The following is a 17,431-nucleotide window of genomic DNA, read 5'->3' as shown; positions in this document are numbered from 1 at the left end:
AGGCCGTCCTGATCTCGCAAGTCCGTCATGTTGGTGCAACGTCGACCCTCCCGTTTGACTGAGAGCAGGCGTTCTCGGAAGGAAGTACCTTCGCCAGATAGTCACCGACCAGGGTGGAACTCGCGGCATCGAAAGTGGCGCCAACATAGCCGTCCGGCCGGATGAGCAGGCAGCCGCCCTCGGCCAAGCTGAGCTGATTGGAGGGGTCGCGCAGTTCCGCGCCTTCGCCCACCGTGACCACTCGCAGGCCCGCGCGCGCAGCCACGATCGGCCAGTAGTCAGGGCTCGATAGAAGCAGAGTCCAGTGCATGCCGGTCATCACGTCGAACAGACGGCGGGGCTGTCCAGCGGCGCCAGTTAGGGTCGCATCCGGCATGCGCTCACCGGCCCGCGGGCCAATCGTCCGACCACCTCCGTCGTGAGAAAGTGATGAGTGGGGATAGCCGATGTCGAGCTGATGTGTGTCGCGGCCGCGCCGCATGCCGCCTTGTTCGCGCTGACGGTCGAGCAACTGGGTCGAAAGCCCCAGGACATCCGCCGCAACGGCGCGTCGCTCCTCCTCATAGGTGTCTAGCAGCGCTTCGGGGGCGCCAGCCAAGACTGCGGCCAATTTCCAACCGAGATTGTAGGCGTCCTGAACGCTGGTGTTGAGGCCCTGTCCGCCCGTTGGCGGATGGATATGCGCGGCGTCCCCGGTTAGCAAAACCCGTCCGACCCGGTAGCGGTCAGCCAGACGCGCGTTCATCGCGTAGGCGGATGCCCAGGCCACGGACTGAACATCGATGTCGCTACGGCCAGTCCGCTCGGCGATCATCCGCGTCAATCCATCCGCGGAAAGGTCAGGCTCGCCGTCCAGCGGGATCGGCGCCTGCACCTGGAACAGGTCCGTGCCGGCGAGCGGGCAGATCATGACGAGCCGCTCCATGTCGCCGTCATTGAACTGGTGCCAGGCAGCGCGGTCCAGTCCGCTCAGATGGGCATCCGCTACGATTGCGCGGACACCCAGCGTCTTGCCGGGAAAGTCAATGCCGAGCGCACTGCGGATCGAGCTGCGGCCACCGTCAGCACCAACCAGATAGCGCGTATGGACCCGCTCCTCGCCGCCGGGCGACTTGAGGCGGGCGCCGACGCCATCATCGTCCTGCTCGAAGTCGATCAATGCGGTGCCGAACTCGACACGATGGCCCAGCTCCGCGAGGCGCTCGCGCATCACGCCCTCTGTAAGGAACTGCGGGATCATGAGCGCGATGAAATAGGGGACGTCGGGCGAGGGTTCGGGCGCCTCGAAAATTGCCTTTTCGTCATAGCAGCCGTCGTTGCGATACTCCCTCATTGGCGGATAGACACCGCCGGCTGCCATGATGCGGTCGATTATGCCCAGATCCTCGAACACCTCCTGCGTGCGTGGCTGCAAGCCCTTGCCGCGCGAGCCGGCGAAGGGACGTTCCATCTGCTCAACGATGCGGAACAACACGCCTCGCCTCGCCAAGTCGATTGCCAGCGTCAGCCCGGCCGCTCCCGCGCCGCAGATCAGGACGTCAATTTCAGCTCGCTCTTCCATTTTAAGCTCCAATGTGTATAATGCACATATTAAAGGGAGCCAAGCTGGTGTCAATAAAGAAAGTGCATAACGCACATATTAAAGTGTTGTTGCCCGAGCTGCATCGCTCGCTGATTGACATCGTCACCATCATGAACCGACCCGAGCGGGACGTGGAATTGCTCACCAAGGCGGGCCTCACGCTCGAGCGCGCCCTCTTCCCGCTGCTCGTTCTTGTCGAGAGACTTGGCCCCATCGGCGTTGTCGATCTGGCTGGCCGCGTCGGTCGCGATTACACGACCGTCAGTCGACAGGTGTCACGACTGGAGGAGCTGGGACTGGTCACGCGGCGCTTGAGCGCCGCTGACAAGAGGGTTCGCGAGGCCGTTGTCACACCGCAGGGAAAAGCGGCGACAGACGCGCTGGATGCGGCGCGGGAGCAAATAGCCGTTGCCAAATTCGCCGACTGGGACCGCAAGGACTTCGACGATCTAGTCCGCTTGATGCGAATGCTCGTCGATACGATGAAGGATTAGACCATAACCCAACAGCAAGTGTCGCACGTTGCAAGGAACGACCTGCGCCCTCACTCAGTAATATGTGTCTTATACACGCGTTTGATGAAAAGTGCAGCAGGCGCGACATGTCTGCTTACGCTGCACTTTCTCGACAGAAGCGAGCGGCTGAAACCGGCGCGCGCCTTGTTGTCGCCCATCACAGCGTGCCGAACGGAACGGCGAAGCGCTGGTTGGCGCGTTCGTCCGCCTTCGCCGACCGCGCCGGCGTCGATCGGGGAAAGGCCGCGGCCTGGGCAGAAATGGCCGGCCGTTTGCCGCTGCTTCCCGGCGCCGAAGAGGATCTGGTTTGCGAGACCGGATTCTCGGATGTCGAGCTTCTTCCATGCCGCCTTCTCGTTCCGTGGCTAAGTGGCGGCGGCAAGCATGGCCTGAGCGCCTCCCGCGATAACTGCCCCCAAAATGGCTAAGCTTTGCTCTGATTTGAAGGATGGTGCCCCTAGCCGGGATCGAACCAGCACTCCTTGCGGAACTCGATTTTGAGTCGAGCGCGTCTACCAATTCCGCCATAGGGGCTCAGGCCGGGCGGCCTGGATGGGCGCGGACTATACGGTCGGAGGCCTGTTCGTCAACAGGCCAATTCCAAACCAGCCTCTGCCGCGACCAGACGGCACCTTTCCAATTTGTAAGACCGCAGCCATTGTGCAGCGCGAAAAACCTTTCTAGACAGACGGGCCGTTCCATAGGAGAGCCGATGCTTCGCGGACTGTACGACTGGACCCTGTCGCTGGCGGCGCGCAAATCCGCCGAATGGTGGCTGGCCTTCATCGCTTTCGTCGAGAGCTCGGTGTTCTTCATACCGGCAGACGTTCTGTTCCTGCCCATGGCGCTGGCGCGCCCCGAACGCGCCTATCGCTATGCGCTGACCGCCACCGTTGCGTCCGTGCTGGGCGGCATCGCCGGCTGGCTGATCGGCTACTATGCCTACGACACAATAGCACGGCCGATCCTGGAGCACTTCGGCGGCCTTGCCACGTTCGAGAAGTGGCAGTCTTCCGGCACCGGGCTAATGCTGGTGCTGCTCGTCACATCCGGCGTTGCGCACCTGCCGCCGATCAAGGTGGTCACTATTCTGGCCGGCGCGCTCCACATCAACCTTGTTGTCTTCATCGTCTCGGCCATCATCGCGCGCGGCGCCCGCTTCCTGCTGTTGGCGTGGCTTTTGCGCCGCTATGGCGAGCCGATCCGCGAATTCATCGAAAAGCGTCTGGGCCTGATCGTCGGCGCTGCCTCGGTCGCCCTGATTTTGCTCTATATCCTGATCAAATACGCCTTCTGAGGTTTGATGCTTAAACCGCGCAACGGTTTTGGCAGCGCGGCGAGCAGACCTTGCGGACGGCGAACACAACGGACGAAAGACGCCATGACAGCGACCATGAATGCCGATACCGGCCGCCAGCGGACACGCGCGGCCCTGTTTCTCGCCGTCGCGATGGCAGCGACCGTTGGCTCGGCGCTCGGCTTCCAGCATATTGGCGGCTACATCCCCTGCCACCTCTGCCTGGAACAGCGCACGCCGTATTACATCGGCGTGCCGTTGATGGTGCTGGCGGCGATAGCGTCGATGCTGCGCGCACCGGCATGGCTGACGCGGGGCCTGTTGGCCATTGGCGGCCTCTTGATGCTGTACGGGCTCTATCTCGGCGTCTATCACTCCGGCGTAGAATGGGCATGGTGGCAGGGCCCGGCCGATTGCACCGCGGGCGCCGGCCCGGTCGACACCGGCGGCAAGGGCGTCCTCGACGCGCTTGACAAATTCGTGCCGCCCTCCTGCGACAAGGCCGCCTTGCGCATTCTCGGCCTGTCGCTGGCCGGCTGGAACGCCATTGCCAGCCTTATCCTCGCCGCCGTCGCCTTCCGTGGCGCGCTGGCCCGCGATTGAGCTACAGAGCCGACGCGAGATCGTTCAAAGAATTCGGCAGGCTGAGTCGCATGGAGTGACTGTCGAGAACCGAAACGCAGCGGACATTTGGTCCGTGAACATCGGAAGCACAGACAATTGCTCCAGACGGCCAACCTCCCGAAATCTCGAACGAACTCAAGGCTCCAGTTCGACATCCCAGTAGAGATAATCCATCCAGCTTTCATGCAGATGGTTGGGCGGGAACAGGCGGCCGTTATTGTGCAGATCATGCACCGTCGGCTGAAACGGCTTCTGCAGCGGCCACATCTTGGCGTGAGCCGGCATCATGCCGCCCTTCCTCAGATTGCAGGGCGAACAGGCGGCGACGACATTCTCCCATGTCGTGGCGCCGCCACGGTGACGCGGGATGACATGGTCGAAGGTCAGGTCCTCGGGGGTACCGCAATACTGGCACTGGAAACGGTCGCGCAGGAAGACATTGAAGCGGGTGAAGGCCGGATGCCTGGAAGGCTTCACATAGGCCTTCAGGCTGACCACGCTCGGCAGCTTCATCGAGAAGGTCGGCGAGGATACGGCGTGCTCGTATTCGGCCACGATGTTCACCCTGTCGAGGAACACCGCCTTGATGGCGTCCTGCCAGGACCAGAGCGACAAGGGGTAATAGCTGAGCGGACGGTAATCCGCATTCAGCACCAGCGCTGGAAGCCCATCCGGAGATACGGCAACCGTCACCTTGTTGACCTCCTAGTTCTAGAACCGTTCGGCGTGGATACTGTAAGCCCGACATGACAGGGATGTGAAGCGGATTGTCGCTGGCACGAAGCGCCAAAAACACATGATTTTTAGGCTTTGTTGCGGATTCAGGCCGGCGGCGCGGCGTCCCGGCCCCTGGTTTCGCGATAATAGGACCAGAAAAGCCGCGATGCGACACCTCGCCACGGGCTCCATGATTCGGCCAGCGCGATCAGTGTTTTCTCCGCTGGACGCGGGTCGATGCCGAGGGCATGGCCGACAGCGCTCTGCAGGGCGACGTCGCGCGCCGGGAAAATGTCGGGATGCCCGGCGGCAAACAATAGATACACTTCCGCCGTCCAGGGACCGATTCCGGACACCGCCGTCATCCTGGCGATCGCCTCCACGGCATCGAGCGAACAGAGGTGATGCAGGTCGAGCCCATCGGCCACGGCCTGCGCAACCGCGATCAGGCCGCGCTGCTTGGGCCGCGACAGGCCGGCCTCGCGAAACATGTCCTCGCCGGCGGCAAGGATCGCCTGCGGCGTCAGCGGATCGACGAGTTTCGTCAGCCGGCCGAAGATCGCATCGGCGCTCGCCCGTGACACCTGCTGCGAGACGATGATCGAGGCCAGGCTCCTGAAGCCCGGCTCCGAAAGCCTGAGCGGCACCTCGCCGGCCATGCCGCGCACTTTTTCCAGGCGCGGGTCGATGAGGCAAAGCGCGTCCAGCCCCCGCTCAACGTCGTCCAGTGTCGCGATGCGCTGCATGGTATCCTTGTCCGAAGATGTGCAGCAAGGTAGCAACCGCCAAAACCACAGCACAACCCGATTGCCGCCTGAGACATGACGCTCCTGACATTCCGCTTCGCGCCCAGCCCCAACGGCGAACTGCATCTGGGCCACGCCTATTCGGCGCTGCTCAACCAGAAGCTCGCAAATATCAGCGGCGGCCGCTTGCTGCTGCGCATCGAGGACATCGACACCACGCGCTGCACGCCGGAGTTCGAGGCGGGCATGATCGCCGATCTGAAATGGCTGGGCCTCGACTGGGAAAAGCCCGTGCGCCGCCAGTCCGAGCATTTTGCAGAATATGGAACGGTGCTCGAGCGCCTGATCCGCGAGGAACTCGTCTATCCCGCCTTCATGAGCCGCGGCGAGATACGCGCCTTCATCGCCGACGGCGAAAAGCGCGGGCGCGACTGGCCGCGCGATCCCGACGGTGTGCCGCTCTATCCCCCGGCCGACAAGGCGCTTTCGATGAAGGAACGCAAGCGGCGGATTGCCGAGAATGCGCCCTTCGCCTGGCGGCTGGACGTCGGCGCCGCCATGGCGCGTGCCGGCAGGGACCTGGCATGGGCCGAATTCAGCGACGGGACGCTGTCCACGACGCGCTCCGTCGAGGCGCGTCCCCAGGATTGGGGCGACGTTATCGTGGCGCGCCGCGACATCCCGACCAGCTACCACCTCGCCGTAGTCATCGACGATGCCCTGCAAGGCGTCAGCCATGTCGTGCGCGGACAGGACCTGTTTTCCGCGACCGGGGTGCAACGCCTGCTGCAGGAGATTCTGGGATTGCAGCCACCCGCCTATTTCCATCATCGGCTGATCCTCGGGCCGGATGGGCGAAAACTGTCGAAGAGCTTCAGGGATACGGGCCTTGCCGCCTTGCGCGACGCAGGCGCCTCGCCGGAGGAAGTCAGAAGGATGATTGGGCTCTGACAGGAGAAACGCTCTCCGGACACGCCACCCGTTCAACCTCCTTGACGCATGGATCAATCGTTTCGTTTTGCGCGCGGGGTTGAACAGGACTAGAGCATCCTCACGGTCAATTCTCACCAGCGCGGCGATCCCGGAAAATGTCCAGCATCAAGCGGTTCATCCCCGCCACCTTCGTTGTCCTGTGGGCGACCGGCTTCATCGGCGCGCGTTACGCCATGCCATGGGCGGAGCCGTTCACCTTCCTCGCCGCGCGTTTCGTGCTCGCCGCCATCCTGCTGGCCGTGCTGATGCTGGTGCTGGGCTCGAAACGAGCCACCCGCGAGGAGGCTCTGCATGCCACCGGCGCCGGCGTGCTGATGCATGGCATCTATCTCGGCGCCGTCTTCTGGGCCATCCATCGAGGCATGCCGGCCGGCTTTTCGGCCCTGATCGTCGGCCTGCAGCCGCTGATCACCGCGGTGCTTGCCGGCAAGGTTCTGGGCGAGGCCATCCTGCCGCGCCACTGGCTTGGCCTCGCTATCGGGCTGGTCGGCATCGTCATCGTGCTGTGGCCGAAACTCGGGGCGCTCGGTGGCGGCGTGACGGCGGCGACGCTGGCCGCCTCGCTGGTCTCGGTGCTCGGCATGAGCGCCGGCACGATCTGGCAAAAGCGTTTTGCGTCCGGAGGCGACCTCGTGGCGGCCACCATGTGGCAATATGTCGGCGGCGCTTCGCTGATGATCCTGGCTTCGCTTGCTTTCGAAACCCAAACCGTCGTCATCAATGGCGAATTGGTCTTCGCCATGGCCTGGCTGCTGCTGGTGCTGTCGCTCGGCGCCATCTTTCTCCTGATGGTGATGATCCGCGACGGCGAGATGTCGAAAGTGGCCTCGTTGTTCTACCTGGTGCCGGCGGTGACGGCCGTCATCGCCTGGGCCTTGTTCAACGAGCAGCTCAACGCGCTGCAGATCGTCGGCATGGCCATCACCACTTTCGGCGTGGGCCTGGCAACCGCCCGAACAGGCAAACTTCAGCCGACCCGGGCACGCGCCTCTAGATAACGGCTGATCGCGGCGTTGAGCTCGCCGCCGAGGATGAAGATCGCCGAGACGATGTAGAGGAAGACCACCGCGATCATGATCGAGGCGAGACCGGCATAGGTCGTCACATAGGACGAGAAATGGTCGAGATAGGTGGCGAACATGGTCGAGCCGATAAGCCATGCGGCCAGTGTGAAGATGATGCCGGGAATCAGCGAGACGAAACGGCGCTTGCCGGCCGGCAGCCAGTAATGGACGGCAAACAGTCCGCCGATGATGACGGTTGAGGCGATGACGTACCGCCACAGCGTGATCGTGCCCGTATAGGGTTTGATCCATTCGAAATGGGCTTCCGCCAGCCGCGCCAGCAACGGCGCGAACACCAGCAGCACGCTTATCGCCAGGAACCCGGCGGTAGCGATCAGCACGAAGAAGATGCTTTGCACCCGGCGATAGATGATGCCGCGCGTTTCCGTGACCCGATAGGCGCGGTTGAGCGAGGTGCGCAGCGCCTCGATGCCGTTGGAAGCAAAGTAGGCGGCAAGCAGCACGCCATAAGTCAACAGATCACTGCGCCTGACGGTCAGCACGTTCAGCACCTCGTGCGCGATCGGCTTGGCAATCTGGTCCGGCCAGGTGTCGAAGACCAGGTGCACGGCTGTGTCGGCAAAGGCCTGGGCACCAAGGAAGCTGCCCAGCGTCGTGGCGAAGATCAGGAATGGAAACAGCGCCATCAGCGAGGTGATCGCCAGATGGCTGGCCATCGCCCAGCCGTCATCGGTGTTGAAGTGGCCGAGCGCGTCGTAGAGCACGCGGCGCAGGGCGACAATGTTCCGCAGCAAGGACGCGCGCTCCCCTCGATTGTCTCGACGCCGCGAATATGGGAAATGAATGCGGCAAATGGCAACCCTTCGTCAAACCCCGAATTCTCCAGCCGCAGAGTTGCGCACCATCATCGTCACCGGTGCGTCTTCCGGCATAGGCGCCTATTGCACCCGTGCATTGAAGGCTGAGGGCTGGCGGGTGTTCGCGACGGCCCGCAAGCCGGAGGACATCGCCGCCCTCGAAGCCGACGGCATCGAGGCTTTTTACCTCGATTATAGCGAACCGGACTCCATAGCCGCCCTGGCGGCGGCGGTGCTCGATCGCACCGGCGGCAGGCTCGACGCGCTGTTCAACAACGGTGCCTACGCGCAGGCAGGCGCCGTCGAGGATCTGCCCGTTGCGGCGCTCAGGGAGCAGTTCGAGGCCAATTTCTTCGGCTGGCACGACCTGACCCGCCGCCTGGTTCCGGTGATGCGACGCCAGGGCCACGGCCGCCTCGTCCATTGCTCGTCGATCCTCGGTCTCGTGCCTGTGCGCTTCCGCGGCGCCTATTCGGCCTCCAAGCATGCCTTGGAGGCCCTGATGCTGTGCCAGCGCCAGGAACTGGCCGGCAGCGGCATCCATGTCTCGCTGATCGAGCCGGGGCCGGTGAAATCGAAGATCGCCAGCAATGGCCTGCCCTGGTTCCTCAGGAATATCGACCATGAGAATTCCGCGCATCGCGCCGACTATGCCGCGCAACTGGAGCGCATGCGCGCCGGCGGCAGCCAATCGGCGCGGAAGCCCGGGCCTGAAGTGGTCCACAAGGTGCTTCGCCATGCACTTCTGTCGCGGCGCCCACGCCCGCACTATGTGGTAACAATGTCGGCCAGGATCGGCGCCATGCTCAAACGCATCCTGCCGGCCTCGATGCTCCACCGCCTGCTCGCCAAGCGCGCCTGAACAAGCAAAGAACTGGAAACGCAAAATGGCCACTGCCTTCAACATCCTTGCCATTCTGGTCATGGCCGCCGTCGTGGTCGTACTGATCAGAGGGCTCATCAACATGATGCGCGGCGGCTCCGGTGTGACCTCCAACAAGCTGATGCAGGCCCGCGTCCTGCTGCAGGCCGTGGCGCTGGCACTGATCCTGCTGGCCGTGTATTTCACCCGCAAGTGAGGCTTTTCGGGAGGCGATGTGGTCAAGCTCAACAAGATCTACACCCGCACCGGCGATAATGGCACTACGGGCCTCGGCACTGGTGAGCGGCGGCTGAAATCCGATCTCAGGGTGGACGCCTACGGCACGGTCGACGAAGCCAATGCCTGCATCGGCATAGCTCGCGTGCATACCGAACAGAGCTACCAGGCGATCGACGCCATGCTCTCGCGCATCCAGAACGATCTCTTCGACCTCGGCGCCGACCTCGCCGTGCCTGATGACGGCAAGCCGCTTGGCTACGAGCCGTTGCGCATCGTTGCCGCGCAGACCGACCGTGTCGAGCACGACATCGACGTCCTCAACAAGAAGCTCCAGCCGCTGAAATCCTTCGTGCTGAACGGCGGCACGCCGGCAGCGGCGGCGCTTCATCTCGCCCGCACGGTGGCACGGCGCGCCGAGCGGCTGATGGTCGCCCTGGCTCAGGACCCGGCCGAACACGTCAACCGCGACGGGCTGAAATACATCAACCGCGTCTCGGATTTCCTGTTTGTCGCCGCCCGGGCGGTCAATGACAACGGAAATGCCGACGTGCTATGGGTTCCCGGCAAGAACCGCTGAACGGACCAGAGGCGGGAGGGGGCCGGCGACCGATGTTCATCCCGCTTTACGACACCAACAGGCTGCGCCACATCAGGCTGCAATATGTGACGATCGGGCTGATTGTCGCCAACGCCGTGGTCTATTGCGCCACGGCGCTCGGCGGCGAGAACTTCACCAATGCCGCCGTGCTTGGCCTCGGCTTCATCCCCTCCGTCGTTCACGACACGGCCGAACTCGACCCCCGCTTTGTCATCATCCCCGAGAGCCTGAGCTATCTCACCTATTCCTTCCTGCATGCCGATATTTTCCATCTCGGCGGCAACATGCTGTTCCTTTGGGTGTTCGGCGACAATGTCGAGGACGCGCTCGGTCACATTCGTTACCTGATCTTCTATCTGCTGTGCGCCATCGCCGGCGCCGCCTTCCAAGGGCTGGTCGCCTGGGATTCGCAGGCGCCGCTGATCGGCGCGTCGGGTGCCATCGCCGGCGTGGTCGTCGCCTACCTGATCCTCTATCCCAGGGTGAAGGTGTGGGTGCTTGCCTTTGCCCGCATCCCTTTGCGCATTCCAGCCTTTATCCCGCTCATCCTGTGGGTGCTGTTCCAGATCGTGATGTTCGCGGCCGGCGGCGAGGATCAGATATCCTGGGCCTGCCACATCGGCGGCATCATTGCCGGCGCGGTTCTGGTGCTGGTCCTGCGCAGCCGCGGCGTGCCGCTGTTTGCACCCGCCGACGAGGATGCCGTGGTACCGACCCCTGAACAGCCGCCGGTGGTCGGCGAACCAGCGGCGCCCCAAACGGCCGCCACCACGACGCGCTGGGGACGTGGAAATCCTTCTGGCCCAAACTGAACCGATTTGAGCGGCTTTCAGCGTATTGACGGCAGGGGTTGCCACAATTACGGAAACGTCTCCGCCGCGGCCCAAGGCGTTTAAGGAGCAGCCCAGGGCGGGCAAAGACCAGAATTTCCATCCGGCCAGAATTCCATCTGGCCGGAATTCAGTCGGGAATGTCGGCTTTCGACAACTCAGAAGGGGCGCAGGCTGCTATAGCGCGCCCAACTAGCGTGAAGAGGTGACAGGCAAATGAAGATCCTTGTGCCCGTGAAGCGGGTTGTGGACGCGAACGTCAAGGTGCGCGTGAAGGCTGACGGTTCGGCGGTGGAGCTGGCCAACGTCAAGATGGCGATGAACCCGTTCGACGAGATCGCGGTCGAGGAAGCGATCCGGATCAAGGAAGCCGGCAAGGCCGAAGAGATCATCGTCGTGTCGATCGGCCCGCAGCAGGCGCAGGAAACCTTGCGCACCGCGCTCGCCATGGGCGCCGACCGTGCCATCCTGGTCAAGACCGACGAGCAGACCGAGCCGCTCGGTGTTGCCAAGGTGCTGAAGGGCGTCGTCGAGGCGGAACAGCCCGGCCTTGTCATTCTCGGCAAGCAGGCGATCGACGACGATTCCAACCAGACCGGCCAGATGCTGGCTGCCCTGCTTGGCTGGGCGCAGGGCACTTTCGCCTCCAAGGTCGTGCTCGAGGGCGATCATGCCAAGGTGACGCGCGAAGTCGACGGCGGCCTGCAGACGGTGGAGTTGAAGATGCCGGTGATCGTCACCGCCGACCTTCGCCTCAACCAGCCGCGCTATGCCTCCCTGCCCAATATCATGAAGGCCAAGAAGAAGCCGCTCGACGAGAAGAGCCCGGCGGATTATGGCGCCGACGTCAAGCCACGCCTCAAGGTCATCAAGACCGAGGAGCCGAGCGGCCGAAAGGCGGGTGTCAAGGTCAAGAGCGTCGCCGAACTGGTCGACAAGCTCAAGAACGAAGCCGGCGTGCTCTGAGATCGGAAGGAACAGACAACATGGCAATTCTCCTCATCGCTGAACACGACAACGCTACCCTTTCCGACCAGACCGCCAAGGCGCTTTCGGCCGCCCTGCAGATCGGCTCGGACGTTCATGTGCTGGTGGCCGGCAAAGGCGCCAAGGCTGCCGCCGACGCAGCCGCGAAACTGAAGGGCGTGAGCAAGGTGCTGCTCGCCGAAGCCGACGAACTCGCCGAGCGCCTGGCCGAGCCGACGGCGGCACTGGTCGTCTCGCTGGCTGGCGCCTACGACACGGTCATCGCGCCGGCGACGTCGGCCGGCAAGAACATCGCGCCGCGCGTGGCGGCCCTGCTCGATGTCGCGCAGGTCTCCGAGATCATCGAGGTGGTCTCGCCCGATACCTTCAAGCGGCCGATCTATGCCGGCAACGCCATCCAGACGGTGCAGTCGAGCGACGCCAAGAAGGTCATCACCGTGCGCACCGCCTCCTTCCAGGCCGCGCCCGACGGTGGCTCGGCTTCGGTCGAGACGGTCAATGCGGCAGCCAATCCCGGCCTGTCCACCTTCGTCGAGAACAAGCTGTCGGAGACCGACCGTCCGGAGTTGACCTCGGCCAAGATCATCATCTCGGGCGGCCGCGCGCTCGGTTCCTCGGAGAAATTCCAGGAGGTCATCCTGCCGGTCGCCGACAAGCTCGGTGCCGCCGTCGGCGCCTCCCGCGCCGCCGTCGATGCCGGGTACGCGCCGAACGACTGGCAGGTCGGCCAGACCGGCAAGGTCGTCGCCCCCGATCTCTACATCGCGGTCGGCATCTCCGGCGCCATCCAGCACCTTGCCGGCATGAAGGATTCCAAGGTCATCGTCGCCATCAACAAGGACGAGGAAGCGCCGATCTTCCAGGTTGCCGATTACGGCCTCGTCGGCGACCTCTTCGTCATCCTGCCGGAGTTGCAGAAGGCGCTTTGACGCTTCCGCGCAACCGTATTAAATTGCGAAGGGTGGGGTAGACGAAGTCGCCCCACCCTTTTAGTTTGCACCGCACAATAAGCAGGCCACAAAGGCTGAAAGCAATTCCAGCAGCAGTGCGCAGGGGTTTTTGCGCCGGGAATTGCGGGAAAACAAAGAGATGGGGCGGTTCGCGATCCAGCGAAAAACGCTCCGGACGGGATCGGGTAATGAGCAAGATCGAGACGATCGGCATCATTGGTGCGGGCCAGATGGGCGGCGGCATCGCCCACGTCTCCGCGCTTTCGGGCTATAAGGTGCTGATCTACGATATATCGCCCGACCGCATCGAGAAGGGCATTGCCACAATCAGCGGCAACATGGCCCGTCAGGTGGGGTCCGGCAAGCTCGACGAGAAGCTGCGCAATCAGGCCATGGCACGCATCGCGTCGGCACCGACGATGGCCGATCTCGCCGGCGCCGATCTGGTGATCGAAGCGGCGACCGAGGACGAAACCGTCAAGCGCAAGATCTATGCGCAGCTCTGTCCGCAGCTCAATCCCGAAGCGATCCTGGCGACCAACACCTCGTCGATTTCGATCACACGGCTAGCTGCCCAGACCGACCGGCCGGAGCGGTTCATCGGCATACATTTCATGAACCCGGTACCGCTGATGAAGCTGGTCGAACTGGTGCGCGGCATCGCCACCGAGGACCAGACCTTCGAGGCGGCCAAGACCTATGTGAAGCAGCTCGACAAGACGATCACCGTCTCGGAAGATTTCCCGGCCTTCATCGTAAACCGCATCCTTCTGCCGATGATCAACGAAGCGATCTACACGCTCTATGAGGGCGTCGGCTCGGTCGATGCCATCGACACCGCCATGCGGCTCGGCGCCAACCATCCGATGGGACCGCTGCAGCTTGCCGATTTCATCGGCCTGGATACCTGCCTGTCGATCATGCAGGTGCTGCATGACGGCCTGTCGGATTCGAAGTACCGGCCTTGCCCGCTGCTGGTCAAATATGTCGAGGCCGGCTGGCTCGGCCGCAAGACCGGGCGCGGCTTCTACGATTATCGCGGCGAGCATCCCGTTCCGACGCGCTGACGTGATTGCCGCTCACGAGGCCGCGGCGAGTGGCTTGGGCGGTTCTGACCTGTCGTCGTCGCTGACCTTGCCGTCCGGCGCCACCGAAACGCATCCCCGGCCGGCGGCCTTGGCTGCATAGCAAGCGGCGTCGGCCCTTGCGATGATCTCGTCGACTTCGCCGCAATTGGCGCAGATCGCCGTCAACCCGATGCTGGCACCGATCCCGTGCGGCCGGCCATCCCAGGTGAAGTTCAGGCCCGCTATCGCATCGATGATGGAACGCGCCGCGATCCTCGCGCCGGTGATGGAAGCCGATTTCAGGATCACGGCGAATTCGTCGCCACCCAGGCGCGCGACGATGTCTTCAGGACCAAGCACGCCGCGCACGGCATCAGCGACCCGCTTCAGCAGGGCGTCTCCGGCAGCGTGACCTCCCGTGTCGTTGACCAGCTTGAAATGGTCGAGATCGATGAACATAAACTGATGGCGGCCCCCTGTCGTCGTGCCGTCCTTGCGCGCCTGATCGACCATCCCCTCCATGGCGCGGATGAAGCTCGAGCGGTTGGCAAGGCCGGTCAGTGCATCATGCGCGGCGGCATGGGCAAGCTGTCGCTGCAGGGCACGCGCATCGGTGAAGTCCTGGAAGACGATCACCAGACCGCAGAATTCGTTGCGTTCGTTGAGGATCGGCGACACGACCTGGCGGATGCTGCAGCGTGTGTCGTCGCGGCGGATGAGGACCGCGCGGCTGTTCTGGTCGGAGCGCGCCTCTTCGCCTGTCACCGGCCGCGTCATCCCGATCCTGTGACCCGTCTCCTCGTCGACTGCCCAGTAGACATGGCTCAGCGTCTTGCCCAGCGCATCGTCACTGGAAACGCCGGTCAACTTTTCGGCCACCGGGTTCATGAAAGTGACGCGGTTCGCGGCATCGGTGCAGATGACGGCATCGCCGATCGATTGCAGCGTCACCCTCAGCCGCTCCTTCTCGTCGGCCAGCATCGCCGCCGAGACGATGAGCCGTTCTTCGGCCTGCTTTCGCCGGGTAATGTCCATCAAGCTGCCGATCGCTCTGACCAGGTGTCCGTCCGCATCGCGCTCGATGGCCTTGCCGCGGTCGAGGATCCAGATCCAGCGGCCGTCCTTGTGGCGCATGCGGAACTCGGCTTCGAAAAATTCCGTCTCGCCGGCGAGATGGGCGCGATCGGCCTCCGCGACCGTGGCGCGATCGTCTGGATGGATCATCGTCAGCCAGCGATCGGGGTCACCATCGAGCTCGCCATCCCCATAGCCCAGCATCTTGACCCAGGTAGAGGAATAGGTGGTGCCCCCCTTGCGCATGTCGAAATCCCAGACACCTTGACCGGCGCCGGCCAGCGCGAAGTTCCAGCGCGTTTCGGCCTCTGTGATGCGCGCCTCGGCCTGTTTGCGCGCGTCGATGTCCTCGATCTGCGAGACGAGATAGAGCGGCCGCCCGCTTTTCTCGTCGCGAATTACCGAGCCGGCAAGATGAGCCCAGACCGGTGTGCCGTCCTTCTTGAGATAACGCTTCTCGAAGTGGAAGGCATCGACGGTGCCCGCCTTCAGGCCGGCCATCGTTTCGCTTCCGATCTGCACATCGTCGGGATGCGTGAGCTGGAAGAAGGTCAGCGCCTCGATCTCATCGCGGCTGTAGCCAAGCATGGCGGCAAAGGCCGGGTTGGTCTGGAGAATACGCCCGTCGAGACCGACGATAGCGATGCCGATCGCCGAGTCCTCCATGGCCCGGCGGAACCGCTGCTCGCTGTCCGTGATCTGCCGTCGATCCTCCGAGATTCGACCGATGAACAGATAGGCCGCGAAAAGCGCGCAGACCGTCACCGCGACCGATATTTGGAGGCAAAGTCTGAGTGCTTGCGCGCCAAGGTCCAGCCCTGACAGCACAAGCGAGGCGGCCACTACGGCCAGACCGGTCACAAGCAGCGCCAGAGCTGCATGCTTGTGCCGTCCCGGCCCGATGATACCTCGCAATGTCACGATTCGTGCCACCCCCGTGGGCAATCGCTTTTTCCCGTTAAAATCCTGAAGGATCGATTTTAAGGAAAGGTTGCGCCCAGGGCATAGGCGACATGGAAAACCGGCAAACAATTGCCGGCATGATTAAGGATCGGTATTCACGGGGTGTAGGCGTGGGTATCCTGCTACCAGCGCACGAAAAACCGCCCGCCGAGCGCGCCAAGCAGAGCGAGAGCCGCGATGGCGATCGTGTACCAGGTGGCAACGAAAAGCGGCGAATCGTCGAAGCAGTGCGCCGCGTAGAAAGTCGCCGCCAGCCCGCCGGCAAGCAGCCCCGCGACCGCGCCGGCAAGCACCGGCCGTGTCGGCGCGCCATAGCGCAGCATCCACAGGAAGATGGCCAGCGGGCCGATGCCGATCAGCGGGATGAAGCCCATGCAGATCATCATGTTCGAGCCGATCATGCGTGTGCTCCACAGGGCCTGCGGCACCATGAAGAGCTCCAGCACCACGGCCACCGCGACCAGCAGAGGCGCCGCGATCATCGCCGCCATTGCCCGGCCTGTCGCCGCACCCGGCGTCGACAGGGCACGGATCAGGGCAAAGGCGCTGATGGCGAGCACGATGGTGAAAACGAATTTGGACAGGAAACGCACCGTGTGCGCGGCCACCATGAAATCGGGGCGCGGCCCGATCGTCATCATGAAGACAGCGGCCGCGACCAAGGCGGCCGCGCCAGCCGCCAGCCACCAGGCCGAGCGCAATGGCATCGCCTTGCTGCGGGCATCGGCGTCGAGCGCCTTGATGAGATCGTCGGTCTTCATGTCATTTCCGCCCGAACCGCCCCTGCCCGAATCGCCTGGCTATGGCGGTAAGTCCCCGGTGCAGCGACACCCGCACCGCCGTCTCGCTGATGCCGAACTTAGCCGCCGTCTCGCCGATCGAGCGGCCCTCCACGGATACGGCTGAAACCACCGAACGCTGTGCCGGCGGCAGCCCGTCGAGCGCCCGGTTGATGTCCCGCTCGCTGACGGTTTCCGTTTCGGGCTCGGCGAACGTCTCGGCGATGTCGTCGACATCGATCTCGATGCGTCGTCCGCGCCGCCGGAACGCGTCGATCAGCTTGAAACGGGCAATCGCATAGACCCAGGGCAGCACCGGCGCGTCCTGGCGCCAGGTGTGCCGTTTCACATGAATGGCCAGCAAGGTTTCCTGCACGACATCCTCGGGATCGACCCCGCCCTGCACGATCTTGCGCCTGACGAAACCGCGCACCAGCGCGGCAATCCGGTGCAGAAAGTCGGCATAGGCCTTTCCATCCCCCGCGATCGCGGCCCGCATCAGCCGGGAAAGCTCGGCCTCGTCCTTGCCGCTCACAAGAGTTCACTCCCCGATCTTCGCGCCTCGGCACTGATTTGTTACGTGGCCGGCGAAATAATGTCCAAGCCAAACTACGGGCAAATCACGAAAGTTTGCGGGATGGCCCGCTAAATTCCCGGACGGGTTCTCTGGTTCCCAGCTCATGCGGGAGGAGCGGCGCGGGACCAACCTTTGATTGACGTAAGGT

Annotated in this window: 20 protein-coding genes and 1 tRNA gene; 13 read left to right on the top strand and 8 right to left on the bottom strand. The window is 63.5% G+C overall.

What is annotated here, in order from left to right:
* Window positions 1–25: 25 nt before the first annotated feature.
* A complete protein-coding gene (locus tag FJ943_RS06080; protein WP_140720271.1) occupies window positions 26–1,561 on the bottom strand; it encodes an FAD-dependent oxidoreductase in 1,536 nt (511 codons plus the stop codon).
* Between the two features lie 47 nt (window positions 1,562–1,608).
* On the opposite strand from FJ943_RS06080, the gene FJ943_RS06075 reads away from it, so the two are divergent.
* Together FJ943_RS06075 and FJ943_RS06070 are read left to right on the top strand one after the other, a co-directional pair.
* A complete protein-coding gene (locus tag FJ943_RS06075) occupies window positions 1,609–2,076 on the top strand; it encodes a MarR family transcriptional regulator (RefSeq protein WP_015315575.1) in 468 nt (155 codons plus the stop codon).
* A gap of 212 nt (window positions 2,077–2,288) precedes the next feature.
* On the top strand, window positions 2,289–2,525 hold the full coding sequence (locus FJ943_RS06070; RefSeq protein WP_140720269.1) for a hypothetical protein: 237 nt from the start codon (window positions 2,289–2,291) through the stop codon (window positions 2,523–2,525).
* 21 nt (window positions 2,526–2,546) lie between these two features.
* Here the strand turns inward: FJ943_RS06070 and FJ943_RS06065 are convergent.
* A tRNA-Leu gene (locus tag FJ943_RS06065) sits at window positions 2,547–2,631 on the bottom strand.
* 178 nt (window positions 2,632–2,809) lie between these two features.
* Between FJ943_RS06065 and FJ943_RS06060 the strand changes: the two genes are divergently transcribed.
* Both FJ943_RS06060 and FJ943_RS06055 read left to right on the top strand, forming a co-directional pair.
* Window positions 2,810–3,394, top strand: coding sequence for a YqaA family protein (locus FJ943_RS06060; protein ID WP_140720267.1), 585 nt, complete (start codon window positions 2,810–2,812; stop codon window positions 3,392–3,394).
* Window positions 3,395–3,478: 84 nt separating this feature from the next.
* Window positions 3,479–3,997, top strand: coding sequence for a disulfide bond formation protein B (locus FJ943_RS06055; RefSeq protein ID WP_140720265.1), 519 nt, complete (start codon window positions 3,479–3,481; stop codon window positions 3,995–3,997).
* Window positions 3,998–4,153: 156 nt separating this feature from the next.
* On the opposite strand, the gene FJ943_RS06050 is transcribed toward FJ943_RS06055, so the two are convergent.
* Window positions 4,154–4,711: an HNH endonuclease gene (locus tag FJ943_RS06050; protein ID WP_006328497.1), complete on the bottom strand. Its 558-nt coding sequence runs from the start codon at window positions 4,709–4,711 to the stop codon at window positions 4,154–4,156.
* A gap of 128 nt (window positions 4,712–4,839) precedes the next feature.
* On the bottom strand, window positions 4,840–5,481 hold the full coding sequence (locus FJ943_RS06045) for a DNA-3-methyladenine glycosylase (RefSeq protein ID WP_015315572.1): 642 nt from the start codon (window positions 5,479–5,481) through the stop codon (window positions 4,840–4,842).
* A 75-nt stretch (window positions 5,482–5,556) separates the two neighbouring features.
* Here FJ943_RS06045 and gluQRS point away from each other — a divergent pair, with 75 nt between their 5' ends.
* The gene (gene gluQRS, locus FJ943_RS06040) at window positions 5,557–6,432 is read left to right on the top strand and encodes a tRNA glutamyl-Q(34) synthetase GluQRS (protein WP_015315571.1); all 876 of its coding nucleotides are present in this window, start codon (window positions 5,557–5,559) and stop codon (window positions 6,430–6,432) included.
* Between the two features lie 137 nt (window positions 6,433–6,569).
* The gene (locus tag FJ943_RS06035) at window positions 6,570–7,472 is read left to right on the top strand and encodes a DMT family transporter (RefSeq protein WP_015315570.1); all 903 of its coding nucleotides are present in this window, start codon (window positions 6,570–6,572) and stop codon (window positions 7,470–7,472) included.
* Here FJ943_RS06035 and FJ943_RS06030 read toward each other — a convergent pair.
* Window positions 7,442–8,293 (bottom strand): YihY/virulence factor BrkB family protein, encoded by an 852-nt coding sequence (locus FJ943_RS06030; RefSeq protein WP_015315569.1) that lies wholly within the window; start codon window positions 8,291–8,293, stop codon window positions 7,442–7,444. The two genes, FJ943_RS06035 and FJ943_RS06030, sit on opposite strands and share 31 nt — an antisense overlap.
* A 58-nt stretch (window positions 8,294–8,351) precedes the next feature.
* On the opposite strand from FJ943_RS06030, the gene FJ943_RS06025 reads away from it, so the two are divergent.
* From FJ943_RS06025 to FJ943_RS05995, 7 genes are all read left to right on the top strand, one after another.
* Entirely contained in the window at window positions 8,352–9,218 is an 867-nt protein-coding gene (locus FJ943_RS06025; protein ID WP_083882969.1) for an SDR family oxidoreductase, read from the top strand.
* 25 nt (window positions 9,219–9,243) lie between these two features.
* Window positions 9,244–9,435: a twin transmembrane helix small protein gene (locus FJ943_RS06020; protein WP_015315567.1), complete on the top strand. Its 192-nt coding sequence runs from the start codon at window positions 9,244–9,246 to the stop codon at window positions 9,433–9,435.
* A gap of 18 nt (window positions 9,436–9,453) precedes the next feature.
* The gene (locus FJ943_RS06015) at window positions 9,454–10,035 is read left to right on the top strand and encodes a cob(I)yrinic acid a,c-diamide adenosyltransferase (RefSeq protein WP_140720263.1); all 582 of its coding nucleotides are present in this window, start codon (window positions 9,454–9,456) and stop codon (window positions 10,033–10,035) included.
* A gap of 32 nt (window positions 10,036–10,067) precedes the next feature.
* Window positions 10,068–10,868 (top strand): rhomboid family intramembrane serine protease, encoded by an 801-nt coding sequence (locus tag FJ943_RS06010; RefSeq protein ID WP_140720262.1) that lies wholly within the window; start codon window positions 10,068–10,070, stop codon window positions 10,866–10,868.
* A gap of 234 nt (window positions 10,869–11,102) precedes the next feature.
* The gene (locus FJ943_RS06005; protein ID WP_140720260.1) at window positions 11,103–11,852 is read left to right on the top strand and encodes an electron transfer flavoprotein subunit beta/FixA family protein; all 750 of its coding nucleotides are present in this window, start codon (window positions 11,103–11,105) and stop codon (window positions 11,850–11,852) included.
* A 20-nt stretch (window positions 11,853–11,872) separates the two neighbouring features.
* Window positions 11,873–12,802, top strand: coding sequence for an electron transfer flavoprotein subunit alpha/FixB family protein (locus tag FJ943_RS06000; RefSeq protein WP_140662810.1), 930 nt, complete (start codon window positions 11,873–11,875; stop codon window positions 12,800–12,802).
* Between the two features lie 209 nt (window positions 12,803–13,011).
* Window positions 13,012–13,890 (top strand): 3-hydroxybutyryl-CoA dehydrogenase, encoded by an 879-nt coding sequence (locus FJ943_RS05995; RefSeq protein ID WP_015315562.1) that lies wholly within the window; start codon window positions 13,012–13,014, stop codon window positions 13,888–13,890.
* Window positions 13,891–13,902: 12 nt separating this feature from the next.
* Here FJ943_RS05995 and FJ943_RS05990 read toward each other — a convergent pair whose 3' ends face one another.
* The 3 genes from FJ943_RS05990 to FJ943_RS05980 form a co-directional block, all read right to left on the bottom strand.
* The gene (locus tag FJ943_RS05990) at window positions 13,903–15,885 is read right to left on the bottom strand and encodes a PAS domain S-box protein (protein ID WP_181174497.1); all 1,983 of its coding nucleotides are present in this window, start codon (window positions 15,883–15,885) and stop codon (window positions 13,903–13,905) included.
* A gap of 164 nt (window positions 15,886–16,049) precedes the next feature.
* Window positions 16,050–16,688, bottom strand: a complete 639-nt coding sequence (locus FJ943_RS05985) for an NrsF family protein (protein WP_015315560.1) — start codon at window positions 16,686–16,688, stop codon at window positions 16,050–16,052.
* 1 nt (window position 16,689) lies between these two features.
* The gene (locus tag FJ943_RS05980) at window positions 16,690–17,241 is read right to left on the bottom strand and encodes a sigma-70 family RNA polymerase sigma factor (protein ID WP_140720258.1); all 552 of its coding nucleotides are present in this window, start codon (window positions 17,239–17,241) and stop codon (window positions 16,690–16,692) included.
* Between the last annotated feature and the right edge of the window lie 190 nt (window positions 17,242–17,431).

The sequence above is a fragment of the Mesorhizobium sp. B2-3-10 genome (assembly GCF_006442275.1).
GTDB classification, from domain to species: Bacteria; Pseudomonadota; Alphaproteobacteria; order Rhizobiales; family Rhizobiaceae; genus Mesorhizobium; species Mesorhizobium australicum.
The sequence above is the reverse complement of the archived record's forward strand: the minus strand, read 5'-3'. Positions and strand labels throughout refer to the sequence as shown.

Excerpts from the sequence above, each read along its gene's own strand:
- FJ943_RS06020 (WP_015315567.1), top strand. The coding sequence starts at position 9,244 with ATGGCCACTGCCTTCAACATCCTTGCCATTCTGGTCATGGCCGCCGTC.
- FJ943_RS06005 (WP_140720260.1), top strand. The coding sequence starts at position 11,103 with ATGAAGATCCTTGTGCCCGTGAAGCGGGTTGTGGACGCGAACGTCAAG.
- FJ943_RS06060 (WP_140720267.1), top strand. The coding sequence starts at position 2,810 with ATGCTTCGCGGACTGTACGACTGGACCCTGTCGCTGGCGGCGCGCAAA.
- FJ943_RS06035 (WP_015315570.1), top strand. The coding sequence starts at position 6,570 with ATGTCCAGCATCAAGCGGTTCATCCCCGCCACCTTCGTTGTCCTGTGG.
- FJ943_RS05995 (WP_015315562.1), top strand. The coding sequence starts at position 13,012 with ATGAGCAAGATCGAGACGATCGGCATCATTGGTGCGGGCCAGATGGGC.
- FJ943_RS05985 (WP_015315560.1), bottom strand. The coding sequence starts at position 16,688 with ATGAAGACCGACGATCTCATCAAGGCGCTCGACGCCGATGCCCGCAGC.
- FJ943_RS06010 (WP_140720262.1), top strand. The coding sequence starts at position 10,068 with ATGTTCATCCCGCTTTACGACACCAACAGGCTGCGCCACATCAGGCTG.
- FJ943_RS06000 (WP_140662810.1), top strand. The coding sequence starts at position 11,873 with ATGGCAATTCTCCTCATCGCTGAACACGACAACGCTACCCTTTCCGAC.
- FJ943_RS06080 (WP_140720271.1), bottom strand. The coding sequence starts at position 1,561 with ATGGAAGAGCGAGCTGAAATTGACGTCCTGATCTGCGGCGCGGGAGCG.
- FJ943_RS06025 (WP_083882969.1), top strand. The coding sequence starts at position 8,352 with ATGGCAACCCTTCGTCAAACCCCGAATTCTCCAGCCGCAGAGTTGCGC.
- gluQRS (WP_015315571.1), top strand. The coding sequence starts at position 5,557 with ATGACGCTCCTGACATTCCGCTTCGCGCCCAGCCCCAACGGCGAACTG.
- FJ943_RS06055 (WP_140720265.1), top strand. The coding sequence starts at position 3,479 with ATGACAGCGACCATGAATGCCGATACCGGCCGCCAGCGGACACGCGCG.
- FJ943_RS06045 (WP_015315572.1), bottom strand. The coding sequence starts at position 5,481 with ATGCAGCGCATCGCGACACTGGACGACGTTGAGCGGGGGCTGGACGCG.